Here is a 17,495-nt window from a genome sequence, read left to right on the forward strand (position 1 = left end):
TACTCAACAAGTGACCCCGGCGCGTCGTCCTGCGAAACGCAGGCGGTCGGCTCTCGTGCCTGTTTTCGACAAGGAGTGCTCCGATGGCGTCTGCCAAGGTTTTGCTGATAGAAGACGGCCAGGTCGACCGCATGGTGATCAAGGGGCTATTGTCCAAGGCCGTCGTTCCGTTTGAGGTGGAGACGGTCGAAACGCTCGCCGAGGCACTCGCCGCGATCTCACGCGGTTCGTTCGACGTGATCCTCTCGGATCTGACGCTGCCCGACAGCCAGGGCCTGGACACGTTTCTCCGTGTCTTTCAATCCGCCGGTGATGTCCCCGTGGTGGTGTTGACCGGCAGCGATGATCTGACCCTCGCCGCCAAAGCGGTGGAGGAGGGAGCGGAGGCGTACCTGGTCAAAGGGAAAATCGACGGCAATCGACTCGCCCGTGCGCTTCGGTACGCCATTCAACGCACCGCGGCGGAGCAGGCGGAGTGGCAATCTCCCATGTACCAGCTGGCCAAACAGCAGTTCTTGAAGGCCGCACAAATTGTGGGACTCGATGACAACCTGCGCGAACGACTGTTGTTTCCGCAGCGAACCATGACGGTCACGTTTCCCTTCCGCCGCGATGACTACCAGGAAGTCGAAACGGTGTTCGGCTATCGCGTGCAACACTTGCTGACCATGGGCCCGACCAAAGGAGGCATCCGGTATCACGAAGACGTCAACTTGGGCGAGGTTTCGGCACTGGCGATGTGGATGACCTGGAAGTGCGCCTTGATGCGGTTGCCGTTCGGTGGGGCCAAGGGAGGCGTCCGCATCGACCCGACGATTTTGACGGGTCACGAACTGCAACGTTTGACACGCCGCTTCACCACCGAAATCCTGGACATGATCGGTCCGGACAAAGACATCCCGGCCCCCGACATGGGCACCAACGAACGCGTGATGGCGTGGATGATGGATACGTATAGCCAACAGATCGGCTACACCGTCCCCACCGTCGTGACCGGCAAACCGGTGGTCCTGGGTGGATCCCAAGGTCGCAGCGAAGCGACCGGACGTGGGCTCGTGTATTTGATTGCGGCCGCGGCGGAGCACCTGGAAATGAATCTCAAGGGCAGCACGGTCGTTGTGCAGGGGTTCGGCAACGTCGGCAGCAACGCCGCGCGGTTCTTGGAGGAACTGGGGGCGCGGGTGGTCGCGGTCAGCGATGTCACCGGCGGGATCTACAATCCACACGGTCTGTCCGTGTCGTCGCTGCTTGCCTACACCCGCGAGAACCGTGTGTTGGCCGGCTACCCGGATGGTGAAGCGATCAGCAACGAAGAGATGCTCGAATTGCCCTGTGACATCCTGGCGCCGGCGGCGATGCAGAATCAAATCACGCATGACAACGCCGATCGCATCAAGTGCAAAATTCTTGCCGAGGGTGCCAATGGGCCGACCACGTTGGAGGCCGATGAAATCTTGCACGACCGAGACGTCTTTGTGCTACCCGACATTGTCGGCAATGCCGGCGGCGTCACGGTGTCGTACTTCGAGTGGGTCCAGGGGACGCAGAACTACACGTGGACGCTGGACGAAATCAACAGCCGGCTGCACACGATCCTGCTCAACGCGTTTCGCCGCGCGCTCGACCGGTCCGCACGACAGAAAATCGACATGAGAACCGCCGCACTGATCGAAGGCATCCAGCGTGTCGAGCAAGCCAAGTTGGCCCGCGGCCTGTTCCCCTAACACGCCGGGTGATCGCGCCGATTGAGTGAAACGCGGTCAGCGGACCGATGTACGACGTCCTTTGTACGACGTCCTTTGTACGACGTCCTTTGTACGACGTCCTTTGTACGACGTCCTTTCCAGGTCGTCGCCGGGAGTCCAGCGGACGACGGCCCGGAAGGGCCATCGCACTCGAAGAACCGGTCGTCCTTAGCTGGACGGTCCCCAACGCCTAGACACCAACACGTCTGCCGGTGCTGTGGGGATTCACAGCATCTCGTGAGGCAGAAACTTCACCATCCGACTCGGCACGACAATGCGTGCGACACAGATTTATCACCCGTGTCTGTTAACCACGCTGTCGCAGGTTTGGGTCCTGTCGGGGGAGCTGGTTTGCTGCGCGAGGCTATCGCATCAATCTTCGCCTTTCGGTCGCCAAAACTTCACATCGCAAAAAACAGCGGAATTCAGGAAGTCTCAGTCGTCCTATTGAGTTTTTGATCGTTGTTTTTCGTAACGCCATGATGCAGGCTCGTTCGTTCCCGGCTAGTAACATTGCCCGCGTTAAGTATGCCACACCTTGGATCGGCAGCCGGAGTATTGGATGGGCAAATCTCGCAAAAGATCATCGCTTAAGGTTTCTGAAAACAGAATCAAACGTCGTACTTATCTTGCGGAACAACTTGAGACGAGAATTGCCGCCGGTAGTGTTATTCCCCTTGCTGAACCGGCTTTGGGAAACGCGATCGAAGCATTGATGTTGAGTGAATCGAATTCCGGTTTGTCAACACAGCAAGCGTCTCAATCCCAGTTAAACAGATCTTCGAAAGATGATGCTGCTACTGATGCGCATGATCCGAACGCCTCCGTTAACCCCGATGGCTCAGTCCCTAAGATTGGCGACAAAACGCAGTCTACCCTGCGAACGATTCAATCGGCGGAGCCTAATCAGATCGTACTCCATGGCGATGGAAATCAACCTCCGGTCGAGCTGTTTTCTCAATCGTCCTTCGGTGGCTATCTGCCGGAAGGTGAGTTCGGCCAGGGCACGATCGATGCTTCTAAGGAACTTCGCGGCGGTTCATCTGTAAGTTCTTCCGGTTCCGCCGATGCTTCGATCGCGAACCCTCCTCGCTCGGTCGGAAACAACGTGGTTGACCGTGCAGGTACCGAACTAGGCGTTTCAGGAAGAAACGCATCCAAAACACCAGCAGGCGGTTCCTCCGGTAATGCAGCTCAGACCGACGGCGATTCAGTGGCCGCAACCGCTGGTTCGAATGCAACGAGTTCCGCGACAGTATCGCAGGGCGGCCAAAGTCAAGCTGGTGGCACCAATTCGGGGACAGCGTCGATCGGTCAATCGCGTGAGTCCGCCGACGATTCAATCAATGATGGTTCCGCAGACGCCGCGAGTCCGAGAACAGGAGTTGCTGGAAACGTTAACCGCGACACGGTGCTCTCAACAAATCAACAATCCGTTGTGATCACGAGTGCCGAACAGGTTCGGGCTGGGGACTATGAACGAATTGTTGTTGAAGGGCATTTGCGCAGCGCATCGGGAAAATCGCTAGCTTCCGCTCCCGAAGGCAACGTGTCGGTCGATTTCTATGTGGTCAAGCGGTCTGAGCTTCAGATCGCTACTGCGAGAAGGCTAACGGATCCCGTTCTGCGAAACACGCCGAGGCATGTGCATGTCGGTTCGACGACGGCAATAGACGGTGACTTTCGGGCCGTGATCGACGCGTCTATCTTGCCTGGTGATTCGGTCTTTGCAGTTGCGAGTCGTTCCAACGAGACGCCTTACCGAAGTGCGCCCGTTAGTGTGGGCTTCGGCGACGACTTGGACCGGGACGGAGTCAATGATGCCGTCGAATTGAACGGGCCTCGGAACGGTGATGCCAACGGCGATGGACGACTGGACCGACTTCAAGCCGGAGTTGCAACGGTACCGTCTTCTCAAAACGGTGAGTTTGTCACGTTTGACGCCCATGGTGCGCCTCTACGAAACGTCCGCGCATTGTCGTCGTTTGATGCGAACCGAGGTGACATATCGCTTCCGTTCGGAATGTTTGATTTTGAGGTTCTTGTCCGACCGGGCGGGGCGGCGACGGTTGACATCATTCTGCCGCAATCGGCTAGCCCCAACGCGTATTACAAACAAGATGCAATCGGCGGAACACTCGCACCGTTTCGTTTCGACGGCCAAACGGGAGCTGTCGTCAATGGCAATGTCATCACTGTTTATCTACAGGATGGCGGGCGGGGAGACGCTGACGGACAGGTCAACGGGGTCATCGTTGACCCGGGAGCAATGGTTGACATCGGGGGGATCATCACGCTCGCCGGTACCTCGGCCCAAAACGTTGGCGACTGGAACATCGAACAGTTCGGCGGAAGTAATCTCGCCTCCGGATACGTTTCGGAAGAAACGGTAGATGAGACGCAATACCTAAGGATTCACGAGGGAGATTCGTTCCACGTTTCGATGTCTCGAACGATCACGATCCCGGAGGATCCGTCAGAGTTTCGGTTCGAATACGAAGCTGACTTCAATACGACGGACGCAGACGGAATCAACGACGCTTTCGAAGTGGCAATTTTGAATGATCAGGGATATCCCGTCATCGAACCGTTTCGTTCCAGTCGTGACTCTTTTTTCAATCACACCGAGGGGGAGTCTCCCGCTTTTTCTACTGGAGTGACCGATCAGGTCGGATTTGTGACCGCTGACATTTCCTCTCTTCCGGCCGGCGCCGAGTACACGCTGACGCTTCGAATGATCAACAATGATGGCGACAGCGGATCGAACGTTCGTTTAAGGGCAAGCCACAACCCGAGGTCAAACGACGATAGCGTTAACCTTCTAGAAGACTCAACGGACTCCAGTTTTGATGTTTTGGCGAATGACACCAGCTTTTTGGCCGGGGACGATGCGCTTTCGATCACTGCAGTAGACATCACGGGAACGATCGGCCAGGTGAGCATCCAAGACGGACTGCTTCTTCGATACGTTCCGGTCAGCGATTTCAACGGAATCGATTCAGCCGTCTACACCGTTTACGACTCCGTCGCGGAAAGCTCCAGTACCGCGACCGTCGTATTCAATGTCACACCGGTCAATGATGCCCCCACGATCACGGGATTCTCGATTGATGTCGATGAAGACCAAACGTTGACGCTAAGCATTCCCGGTGTTCTGGCCTATGCCGATGACATTGACGACCCGCCAGACAATCTCGCTCTTTCTGTCATCGCTCCTACAGAACATGGAGATTTGACTTGGTCAACAGACGGTTCAATCACGTATACCCCGTCGGAGAACTTTAACGGCTCAGACTCTTTCATCATGCAAGTCAACGACGGCAAGGATTCCAGCAGTCTAATCACCGTTCCCATTACGATCCAAAGCGTCAATGACATTGGCGGAGAGCCGGACCTGTACAACACGAACGAAGATGTCGTGTTAGATGTCCCGATCCCTGGTGTGCTTGCCAACGACGTCGACGTTGAAAATGACCTTTTGATCGCGATCCCCCTCAGCGCCGGCACAAAAGGCAACGCGGTTCTGAATTCGGACGGTTCATTTATCTACACGCCCAATCCGAACGATTACGGAATTGATACGTTCACTTATCAAGTGTTCGACGGGCACGACTACAGTGCCCCCATCACGGCGACCGTGAACATTGCGCAGGTCAACGATCCGCCAGTTGCTGAAGAGGATTCCTACACGACCGACGAAGAGACGCCGCTGGCGATTGCTGCACCCGGAATCCTCTTTAACGATGATGATCCCGAAGATCACCCGCTGACATCGGTTCATGTCGCAGGTGGAACGAACGGGACGATCACGGTTGAGGATGATGGCTCATTCGTCTACACACCTGCAGACGACTTCTTCGGCGAGGACACGTTTTGGTACTATCCGACCGACGGAAACGCCAGTGGATCGGCGACCTTGGTGACAATTGATGTGGTCAACATTAATGATGCTCCGCAGGCGATTGACAATGCCTACAACGTCGCCGAAGACCATTTGCTTACTGTCGACGAAGCAGCGGGGCTTGTCAGCGACGACTTGGATGTCGACTTCGACGTGCTATCAGTTACCGAAATCGTAGATAATCCCGACTACGGAACGATCGAGAGCTGGGATCCAAACGGTTTCTTCCAGTATCGACCGGACCCCGACTTTAATGGCAACGACAGTTTTAGCTACGAAACGCAAGATCCAGATGGTGAAACTGCAACGGCAACAGTCTGGATCTCTGTCGATCCGATCAACGACGCGCCGGTGGCAGCAGCTGACGCCAATTTGTCGGCCACCGAAGACCAAGCGCTGGTTTTCGCCGGTTCGACTTTGCTTGCCAATGACTTGGACGTTGACGGGGACGACCTGACGTTCAACCTGCTCGGCTTTTCCGAGGGTGGGGTGGTCGCCGACATCGGCGGAGGAGACTACCAATTCACACCGGATGCCGATTTTGACGGCGAATTCACGTTCTGGTACGAAGCCAACGACGGATTCGCCCAGAGTGAGCCTGTCACCGTCACAATCAATGTTCATTCCGTTAATGATGCGCCCATTGCGACCGATGACGGTCCTTATTTGTACGTTGCGGATGCAGCCAATTTGCTGGTTGTCTCTGCTGCCGCAGGACTGCTCCTGAATGATGACGATGTTGATGGAGACCTGATGGAAACCACGCTCGCTTCTCAAGGGAATCACGGTGTCGCCACCATCAATCCTGATGGTTCGTTCTCATATCAGCCGGCTGATCCGAATTGGTTTGGCACAGACACGTTCACCTATGTGGCTAATGACTCTGTATTGGATAGTACCCCGGCAAGCGTCACGGTGATTGTCGATCATGCGCCGGTCGCCAATGACGATACCTTCTCGGTTGATGAAGACACACAGCTAATTCGAAACGAAGCCGACGGCGTGCTCTCCAATGACTACGACGTCGACGGAACAGATCTGGTTATCGCCGAAGTCATTTCACCGCCCGCCAATGCGTCGCAATTTTCATTCGAATCCGATGGAGGATTCTCGTTCACGGGAGATCAGAATTTTTCCGGTACGACAACCTTCACCTATCGATTGTGGGATGGCCATGTTTATTCGTCACCCGCGGTGGCAACCATCACCGTTGCCGGCGTCAATGACAGCCCGTTATCGGAAGACGACATCTACCATTTCACTTTTGATGGCACGAATCCGCTGATCGTTGGGCCTAGCGAAGGGCTTTTGAGTAACGATTCTGATGTCGAAGAAGATCTACTCCACTCAACGTTGGAATCAACCAATGCAGGGACGGTGACAGTTCAGCCGGACGGTTCGTTTAGGTACACCCCGTCGAGTGGTTTTTCCGGGGCAGACACTTTTACGTACCGTGCCAATGATGCCGCCCCAGGGACGTTGGCGACGGTTACGATTCACGTCAACAATGTTCCGGTCGCAGTGGACGACTCCAGCGATCCGTTGCTAAACACTTCCGAAGACTCGACACTCGACATTGCGCTTTCCACCGTGCTGGCAAACGACACGGATCAGGACAATGATATTCTTACCGCCGAGCTGGTCACCGATGCGACAGATGGAACCGTGACTCGAGGCCCCGGTGACTCCTTTGTTTACCTCCCGAACGAGCACCATACGGGCGCGGACTCTTTCACATACCGTGTCAATGATGGAAACGCATTTTCTGACGAGGCGACTGTCCACATCAATGTCGCTCCCGTCAATGATGCTCCCGAAGCAGATGATGATTCATACTCCGTGACCGAAGACGCAGTCTTAACGGTGGCCAACCCCGGCCTGCTTGGCAATGATTTCGATGTTGATGGAGACCTCCTGTCAGCCGAAATCGTCAGCGGCCCAAGCCACGGAACGATCACAGACTGGGTAAGCGACGGCGGTTTTACCTACGACTCCGATCCGAACTTTGAAGGCACTGACACATTCGTCTATCGTACCTTTGATGGAAACCTGTACTCCAACAGCGTCACCGTGTCGATCAACGTCCAGGCGGAAAACGATGCGCCAACCGCCACTGCCGATAACTATTCCACGCAAGAAGATGTTCCACTCTACGTCGCCGCGGATGGAGTCTTGGATAACGATGACGATCCTGATGGCCCTACGTTAAGTGCGAATCTGGTGAGCTCGACGACCAACGGGACGTTGCAGTTGGAGACGGACGGTTCCTTCACCTACACGCCGAACCCAGATTTCAACGGCATCGACAGTTTTGTCTACCAGGCGACCGACGGAGAATTCACCACGAGCGATACATCAGTGGTAATTACCGTGACGCCCGCCAATGACGCCCCAACGGTAGAGAACTTTATCTACAACATTCTTGAAGACGAGCCGGTCAGCCAGGCAGCGGACGGTGTGCTGACTGGCGCGGCAGACCTTGATTCACCTTCGTTCACTGCCGTCCTGATGTCTCAGCCGACTTACCAAGGCACGGTTTACGGTAGCGTAACACTGGAAATTGACGGCAGTTTTGAGTACACGCCCGCACAGGACTTCCATGGGACGGTCAGTTTCACTTTCGCGGCGACAGACGGACAAGATGTGTCCACCCCGGGCACCGTCACGATAAATCACGCACCGGTGAACGATTACCCGCAAGCAAACGATTACGCGATGGACTTCGTTTTTCGAAAGAATGTGGTCGAGACACTCGCCCTCGGATCCCCTGGATTGATCGAGCTGGTCTCTGACGTGGACGGCGATCAGATCACGACGCGACTTGCTGCCGGAGGTGAAGCGAGCAACGGCGTGGCAACGGTAGATGCGAACGGATTGTTTACGTACTCGCCGGACCACACCTTCTTTGGCTCGGACAGTTTTCAGTTTGAAGGCGGAGATGGATCGGCGTGGTCCGATCCTGCGACCTTTACCATCAACGTTTATCACGCTCCGTTTGCTGTCGGAGACGGACGGTCGACCGACGAAGACGTTCCGTTGACCATTTCCAAGTCAACCCTGCTGGCGAATGATATCGATGTCGATGGCGGTACGTTGTCGGTGACGGATGTGACCTTGCCATCGCACGGGTCGTTGGTGGACCAAGGTGATGGAACACTGGTTTACACACCCGTTCCGAATTTCAATGGCGCAGATTCGTTCACCTACAGGGCCAGCGATGGCGTCTACCAGAGCGAAATTGTGACGGTCGACATCGTCGTGACCGCCATCAACGATGCGCCGGCGGTGATCGACGACCCAGACTACGTCTATATCTGGGAGCCCTCCGGAATCCTGACTGTTGGCGACGCTTCCGGTGTGCTCGCCAACGATTTGGATGCCGACTTTGATGTCTTGTCGACAACCAACGTGTCGGCGGCAACGGAGGGAAACGTCAATGTCGCACCGGATGGATCGTTCACTTACACGCCCGATAGCGGATTCGCTGGGTTGAGCACGTTTACGTACACCGCCAACGACGGGACGGTAGATTCAGCCGCGGCAGCGACGGCATCGATCTACGTCACACATCGCCCCGCCGCGGTCGGGGAATCGTTCAATGTGACGGAAGATCAGGCCTTCTCGCCACTATCCAGTCTGCTCGATAACGACAGCGACATCGACGAGGACAGCCTGATCGCCGAGTTGGGAGATGATGTCTCCCACGGAACGTTGACACTGGAAACCAACGGATCGTTTACTTACGCGCCGGAGGAAGACTACAACGGCCCGGACCATTTCACCTATCGAGCATCTGACGGAGTTGCCCACTCCGATTGGGTGACCGTTGCCCTGACAATTGAAGCAGTTAACGATGCTCCGGTTGCAAGTCCGGACAGTTACAGTGGTCCAGAGGACGAGCCAGTTATTGTTCCTGCGCTCGGAGTATTGGCTAACGACAATGATCCCGAAGAAAACCCACTTGTCGCGGTCCTGCACAGTGCGTCAGATTCACGGCTTCAATTTAATTCCGACGGATCATTCACATTTACTCCCCAAGCGGACTCGAATGATCCCTTTCAGTTTGAATACTACGCGACCGACGGAGAATGGAGTTCCGAGGTAGTCGTCGTGTCGCTCTCGATCGATGCCGTCAACGACTCACCTGTGGCGTCCTCAGACCAGTATTCCGTAGACGAAGACCAGGTTCTGTCAGTCGGTGGAATCGGGGTCCTGGAAGGCGACCATGACGTCGACCATGACCTTGCGTCGCTTACTGTGACCCGACTTTCCTCTCCCACCAACGGATCGCTTACGTGGCATGGCGATGGGACCTTTGACTACACACCGAATCAGCACTTCTCTGGGACCGATTCATTCACTTAGGACCGCCGGAACAATTAGTGTCGGTTAATTGGCGAGAATCGATAGTTCCATCTCGGTATTTGTTCGTCAAAAACTGTACGCAGAGCTGCTTTCATTGTTGCGGTCGCGTTCTCACCCGTCTCGTACAACCCTCGCAAGACGTTGACCGTAGTGCGAAGGCCGGTCCGAGTCGATGTGTTCCGCATCAACTTGACAACTGTTTCCAACTTATCGAAAAGCATCCCGGAGCAAGCACGTCCAAGATGCGGAAAAAAACGGCGTTCAATCGGATTGTATTTTGAACAGTAGCTTGGATAGTGGGCTACCCGAATTTCGATGCCGATCGTGTCGACCAACTTTTGAAGGTAGTGCTTGAAGATGTATTTTGAAGCTGAGTTGCTACCGCCGCAATCGCACAATAGCAAAATGGAATTGGTATCCGGATAACAACGTTTCCCTATCCGGTTCCAGTACCATTTGAGGCTATCGGTCGCGAAGCGACTCGTCTCGTGAGAGAGTCCAATGTTGACGTGCCCAGCATTTCGTCCGATGTCGTAGATTCCGTGAGGAATCACAACGCCATCAGCCCAACTCGGAAAGTCGTGGTCGAACGCTTCAATGGGCTCTGTGGTGCGAATGCGACCGGCCCGGTAAAGACGGCCCAGGAATTCTTTGCTTTTTGTGTCGATCGAAAAGACCGGATTGCCGGCAGCCTGATAGCTCTCCACATGTCCTGCGATGAGATCAAACTGCTGCTCGCGATCCGCTGACAAGCCACCGGAAATAGTTTTGATCATTTTTCGAAAACCGATCTTCAAGCTATTCAGCCAAGCGGAGACCGTCTTGTCGCTCACAGGGGTGCCGGCCTCGGCCGCCTTCTCAGCCATTTCAGTGGAGGCCAGGTTTGTGTAAACCACGTCGGGCTCATCAGGATCGCCTCCAACACGAACGCTCAATAGTTCGTTCAGATTGTCTTCGAGGTCGGGATCGGTTTCGATCTTTTTTTTCGTCCAGCACCTGGCCGCCGTATCCTACCTTTCGCCGGATCATTGGAGAGTTGATCGAGCTCAGCGATACCTCGTTCGATGGTGCGAGTCGAGCAGCCCAGTAATTGACTGATGTACGGTACACCTCCTCGCCCGAGACGCTGTGCCTCGACAGCCGCGAACCGACGGCGATCCTTTTCGGACAAGGTTGAATAAAAATCGACTGCTCGCTTGGCAGCCAGATCGTCAAGCTGATTTTCGAATACAAACGCCATCCTTGGCACCCTCGCTGGTGGATTGAGACGCGGAAAGTCTACCCCATCCAGCGAAAACCCGCGACACTAATTGTTCCGGCGGTCCTTACCGTCTAAACGACGGTCAAGCCGATTCCCAAATCGCTACCGTCACGATTGATATTGTGGAGGTCAATGACGCGCCGACGGTCAGCGACGATCTCTTAGGCGGTCTCGAAGACACGCCCCTGGTGATCACGCCGGCGCAACTGGTTGGCAACGATTTTGATCAAGAAGGACAGACTTTGTCCGCTTCTGTCTACGAGGATGCCCCATCCGGATTCACGACCGAACATGGATCGATTGTCGACAACTTTGATGGAACCTTGACCTTCACACCGGACACCGACTTCGTCGGTGATGCTTCTTTCCACTACCTGGCATTCGATGGCAATTTGAACAGTATTCCGGCACAAGTGGTGGTCAGCTTCGCTGCCGTCAATGACGCGCCCACCGCGGTAGATGATCCGACGACGGGGGCGACTTACGTGACCTTGGAAAACACCTCGTTGACGGTCGATTCGGCTTCGGGAGTTTTGGGCAACGACTACGATATCGACAGCGGCACGCTGACCGCCCATTTGATCAACTCAAACTCGGGCACCGTTGATCTTCAAAGCGACGGCGGATTCACATACACGCCCAGTTCGTATTTCTTTGGCGCGGACACCTTCGTCTATCAGGCGTCCGATGGCGAAGCGTTTGGAAATCACGCAACGGTCACGATCACGGTACAGAACATCAACGATGCCCCGATCGCGGGCAATGACTTCTATAGCGTCCCCGAAGACGGCACGATCACACTTTCAGGAATCGACGGAATCCTTTCCAACGATATCGAACGCGACAATGACCCATTAACGGTTGAAGAATTCAATCCGATGGGCGCCTACCTGGGGATTGGGGCTGATGGAGCGTTCAGCTACTCGCCTCCTGTCGACTTTCATGGGATCAAAACGTTCTACTACCGCGTCAACGATGGAGCGGTTGACAGCAATGATGCGACGATCCAAATCACAGTCACTCCGGTCAATGACGCGCCGATAGCATTTGGCGACACGTACAAGATCGCGGCCGGTAACACGCTAACGGTTGATGGGCTAGGCGTGCGTGACAACGATGACGATCCCGACGGCGATGATTTCACCGTCCAGGTAATCTCCGGGCCGCGAGGAAGCCTATCCTTTGATCCCGACGGGACCTTCTCGTATTCGCCGCCAGCCGGGTTTAGCGGGCTGGACACGTTTACCTATCAAGCCAGCGACGGAACACTCGACAGCAATGTCGCGACGGTCGAAATCAGTGTCGTCGCGACTAAATTCTACGTCGTGGATTCCACGCACGGCGACGTATTTCGGTACGGAGCCGATTCAACTTGGACAGACAGCGAATCTCTCGACGGTAGCAATACAACTCCGATCGGGGCGACCAGCAATTCTGCAGGCGACCGCCTTTGGGTTCTCCAAGACGGCGGTTCAACCACCCAAGTATTTGCCTATGACCGTGAAGGACTAGCGTTGGGCAACTGGACGGCGATGGGTATCAGCGGAGCCTCCGGCATCGGTACCGATGAGATCGATATTTGGGTCGTTGAATCGACATCCAACGCCGTCCATCGATTCAGTCAGTCGGCTTCGATTACCACCGGCGATCTTGCACCGGGATCTTCGTTCTTACTCGATGGAGCAAATCAGAGCCCAACCGGCCTCACCACCGACGGGATGACGATTTGGGTGACGGATGATGTTGCCGACAAGGTCTTCGTTTATGACACCAATGGGACGCTTCTCGGGCAATGGGAATTGGACCCCGTTAATGCAGACGCCAGCGGAATTACCCTAAATCCTGGCGGTGGAACTGATCTTTGGGTCGTCGACCGCAGTGATTTGTCCGTATTCCGATATGAAGACGGACAAACAACTTTGTCCGGGACACAATCGGCCACGGGATCCGCTCCACTTGCTCCCGGCAACGTTTCACCGGAAGGAATTGCAGATCCGCCCACCAACACGCCCCCGGTGGCCTACGATGACACGCGATCAGCGATACACGATGAGCTATTCTATCGATGGGACGATGATGGGGATTGGCGAAGTCTATATTTGCTCGGCCACGACAGTGATTGGCAGGATACTCTCACCTATGAAATAACCGCGCAGCCCGCTAATGGTGTTGCGGCCGTCATTCCGAGAAGCCGCTGGAGCTATGATCCAGCGGCGGGTTTTGTGGGAACTGATTCGTTCCAATATAGAGCGTTTGACGGCACCGATTACAGTAACACGGCAACCATCACGATCTATGTGACAAACCAGGCGCCGACCGGAAATGCAGAGACTTGGTCCGTGTCTCGAAATGGAATCCTTGACCACTATTTGAACAATGACGACGAACCGGAACCACTTCGGCTCGTTGCGACGGACCCCGACGGCGACTCACTCGCGATCGCCATTGACTCCCCACCAAGCAATGGAGATTTGACTCTGAATGGAGATATCTGGACCTACACACCTGACCAAGATTTCGCGGGTCAAGATTTTTTCGTTTACTCACTGTTCGACGGAGCCGCGACAACGCTCATTACGATGACGATCGACGTTGTTAACAACGCACCGGTAGCAAGTAGCCAGACTCAATCGACGCCACATGGCATCTTGCTGGACGAATGGATAGATGGAGATAACGATCCGCATCCATTGAAGCTGACAGCGACGGATGCAGACGGAGATCCGATCACGTTTTCAATCCATGCTGATCCTCAATATGGCGTCGTGACGCTCGATGGAGACGAGTGGACCTACTTGCCCGATCTCGGTTACCTGGGCATTGACACATTTGAATTCGTCGCCAGTGACGGAACTGCTTCCAGCAGCCCCGTCACTGTCAGCATTAATGTGACCAACCAAAAGCCTCGTGTGTATACAAGGTACTACTCTGTCGTCCACGGCAACCTACTTAGCCAATACCAAGACGCCGATGACTACCAATGGTACCCCCTGGAGTTCATTTCATCTGACAGCGATGGGCACGCACTTGAGTTCGAAGTGACAATTCCTCCGCAGCACGGAACCGTTGTTATCAATGGAAACCAGTGGGCCTATCAGGCTGACTTTGGGTACGAAGGGCCAGACCCGTGGGAATTTGTCGCGTTTGACGGTGCGGAATACAGTGATCCAGCCACGATTCACGTCAACGTCACAAACGCCGCCCCGATAAGCAAGAACGCCGGGTACAACGTCCATCACGGGCAGCTCATCACAGAGTCATACACCACGAATGACATTTACGAGCCGCTGACACTTTACGGATACGACGCAAACGGTAACTCGCTCACCTATCGGATCACTCAACCACCGCAACACGGTGTATTGACGCTTGATGGTGCCCAGTTTACCTATCTGGCAGATCTTGATTTTGTCGGAACAGATACGTTTCAGTACGACGTATTTGACGGCGTTGAGTTCAGCACGGTTTCTTCGATCAACATGCATGTGCAGAATCAGCCGCCGGTTGCAAACAATGAGTCTTATTCGGTTGATCGCAACAATGTGCTTCATGTTTCTGCATCCGACGGAGTGCTGAACAATGACACGCAGGGCGATCAAGATCAGCTTATCGTCACACTGGAATCTGCCCCGGCCAATGGATCGATTGAATTCTTTGATGACGGGGCATTTAACTACCATCACGACGGTCAATCGTTTCTGTCTGATTCCTTCACTTACCGGATTTTTGACGGTGCGGCGTACTCAATTGGGACCGTGAATATCACGATCAACCCGAACACGGCGCCCATCGCCGCACCCGACAAGTATTTCTTAGCTGCTGGTCAGGAGTTTTCTGCCGGTGGGAGCTCGGCATCAACGTCGACTTGGGGAGTTCTGCGAAACGATTTTGATGCCGGTGGTGATGCCCTAGCCGCATCAGTTCTTACCACAACTACGAACGGTCAACTGTCACTCGCGACAGACGGAACGTTCGTGTACACGCCCGCAAACGGTTTTATTGGACCGGACCAGTTTACGTATACCGTCTCGGACGGCTACGACACCGACATAGGAACGGTCACCTTGGTTGTCGTCGATGAAGCTCTCGTGATCGACGAACTGCAAGGTGTGGCTGGAAACCTTGGCACCGAGTTCTGGCTTACGTTTCCCCATAACAGCCGATTGGAGATCGACAATGTTGATCCCTACATTTCGATCACAATAACCGGTAAGCAAGGGACAAGCGGGCAAGTTCAAATCCCCGGACTGGACTGGACAGATGAGTTCGTACTGGACGAAACCGGGGTCTCTACCGTCGAACTGCCTTCAACGGCGCAGTTTAGCGGTCCGCTGAGCGGGTTTAGCAACAACGCGATCAGGGTTTCCGCCGACGCTCCTGTTGCGGTCTACGGAATGAACTTCTCGGAGGCGCAAACTGATGGATATTTAGGCTTCCCCGTGGAAGCACTCGGCAATACCTATAACGTGCTTACCTACCCAGTCGGGTGCATTCCCATTTAGTTGACGTTTTTGCTAGCAACCCGTCGGGGGCTTGGCTGCTGTTTCTGGATCCGGTGTTGACGGTATCTTGGGCGATTCAAGGATGATTTTCCACTCGCCTAGCAAGGATGCCGACGACAATGCAAGGACTAGACATGGGGCAAGAGAATGGTGAGCGGATTGAGTCGGCTGAAGAAATGCTCGCGCTCTTTTACGCTCAGTTGGTTCCCAAAGTTACGCTCTGGAAACAACGGATCTCAGATCATCCCGAGCAACTCGCAACGCTGGAAAGAACCATCCATGATGCCTTTGCCCGCGGTGCGGACATGGTCGTCGCCGGGCTGATCTCCGCGACCATGATCGAAAAAGGTTTTGAAAAAGCATGCCAATCGAGTCGGGTCAACTTCTCAAGACCGCTTCAGAAAGGGCGCGAGACTAGGGTCGCCGTTCGATTGCTCGGCGGCATGCTGTTCTGGGCCACAGCGCTCTACTGTGCCCCTAAGAAAAAGTTGCTTGGTCGAGACGATTCGCCCCGCGTCGGCTTGCATGTTTCGCTTGCTCAATTCGGGTTCGGCAAAGGCGTCTCGCCCGCGCTGGAGAGTCGCGTGGCACGCCAAGTGGCATTGTGTCCTTCGATCGAAGTGGCTCACCGAGAACTGGTTCGCGATGGTATCACACTTGATATCAAGGCGGTCAAACGGATCGCCTATCAATCTGGCGACGGCTTATTGCGCCTACGACGGCATCGGCTCAAACTGTTTCGGCAGGGCAAGTTGGCGAGCACCGGTGAATTGGCCGGGAAACGAGTGTCGGTGCAAATTGATGGCGGAAGAATGAAAATACGCGGCAAAATGCTACCTGCATCGACTTCCAATGCGTCAAGCGATGATGTCGCTCAGGGGCAAGCTGACTCGCCCGGACGCTCGGCAAAGAAACCTGCACGCTCGTTTGAAGCGGACTGGCGGGAGCCTAAACTGATGACGATTTTTGTTCACGACGAGCAGGGGCGGATGGTGAAGGAGCATGAAGCGACGATCGATGGCACCCTGACTGGGCCCGACGCGATCGCCGAATTGGTTGCGATGCATCTGCATCGGCTCGGAGCCGCGGAGGCACATAGCGTGACGTTCGTCGCCGATGGCGCCCCCTGGATTTGGGATCGTATTGATCGCATCATTCAATATGCGGGACTCACGAGCGTCGTCACGCATCAGGTCTTGGACTGCTGCCATGCGGTGCATCACGTTTCCAAAGCGCTTGCTTCGCTTGGGCTCGACGCAGACGTCCGCCAGGGGCTTTATCGTCAGTACCGAACGCTGCTGCGAAACGGTCAATGGCGGCGAGTGGTTGATGAGCTCGCCGGCCTAGAACGCGTCGGAAAATCGGCCACAGAACTGGAAACAGAAATCCATTACCTTTGCCGACATGGTGAAGCGGGTCGGTTGAGTTACCCTGCCTATCGTCGCAGCGGAATCCCTTGTGGTAGCGGGGCGATCGAAAGCAGCATTCGCCGCGTGATCAATTTGCGTCTAAAGAGCAATGCAATGTTTTGGAAAAGCGAAAACGCGGAGCAGATGCTTCAAGTTCGCGCTCATCTGATTCCTAATCGTTGGGATGAATCAATCGGCGAGCTGGCCGAATTCCGTCGCACCCAGGCAAGCGACAGTTGGCACTGGGAGCCTCGTCCAATGAGCTGCAAAGTTGAAGCCACTGACCAACAACTCCTTTCGGCCGACGATTAA

The 17,495-nt window shown here is 54.9% G+C and carries 5 protein-coding genes; 4 read left to right on the top strand and 1 reads right to left on the bottom strand.

Translation table 11 applies throughout. The annotated features are described in order from the left end of the window. The first annotated feature begins 83 nt into the window (after window positions 1–83). Both Enr13x_RS25535 and Enr13x_RS25540 read left to right on the top strand, forming a co-directional pair. Window positions 84–1,724, top strand: a complete 1,641-nt coding sequence (locus Enr13x_RS25535) for a Glu/Leu/Phe/Val dehydrogenase dimerization domain-containing protein (RefSeq protein WP_145389626.1) — start codon at window positions 84–86, stop codon at window positions 1,722–1,724. Between the two features lie 583 nt (window positions 1,725–2,307). Continuing rightward, window positions 2,308–10,011, top strand: coding sequence for a tandem-95 repeat protein (locus Enr13x_RS25540; RefSeq protein WP_145389627.1), 7,704 nt, complete (start codon window positions 2,308–2,310; stop codon window positions 10,009–10,011). A gap of 14 nt (window positions 10,012–10,025) precedes the next feature. Here the strand turns inward: Enr13x_RS25540 and Enr13x_RS25545 are convergent, their stop codons facing one another. After that, entirely contained in the window at window positions 10,026–10,946 is a 921-nt protein-coding gene (locus tag Enr13x_RS25545; RefSeq protein WP_231743739.1) for an ISAzo13 family transposase, read from the bottom strand. A gap of 439 nt (window positions 10,947–11,385) precedes the next feature. Here Enr13x_RS25545 and Enr13x_RS25555 point away from each other — a divergent pair, with 439 nt between their 5' ends. Beyond that, on the top strand, window positions 11,386–15,774 hold the full coding sequence (locus Enr13x_RS25555; protein ID WP_315857112.1) for an Ig-like domain-containing protein: 4,389 nt from the start codon (window positions 11,386–11,388) through the stop codon (window positions 15,772–15,774). Between the two features lie 134 nt (window positions 15,775–15,908). Next, a complete protein-coding gene (locus Enr13x_RS25560) occupies window positions 15,909–17,495 on the top strand; it encodes a hypothetical protein (RefSeq protein WP_145385934.1) in 1,587 nt (528 codons plus the stop codon).

Origin of the sequence: Stieleria neptunia, from assembly GCF_007754155.1 — a bacterium.
Taxonomy (GTDB): Bacteria; Planctomycetota; Planctomycetia; order Pirellulales; family Pirellulaceae; genus Stieleria; species Stieleria neptunia.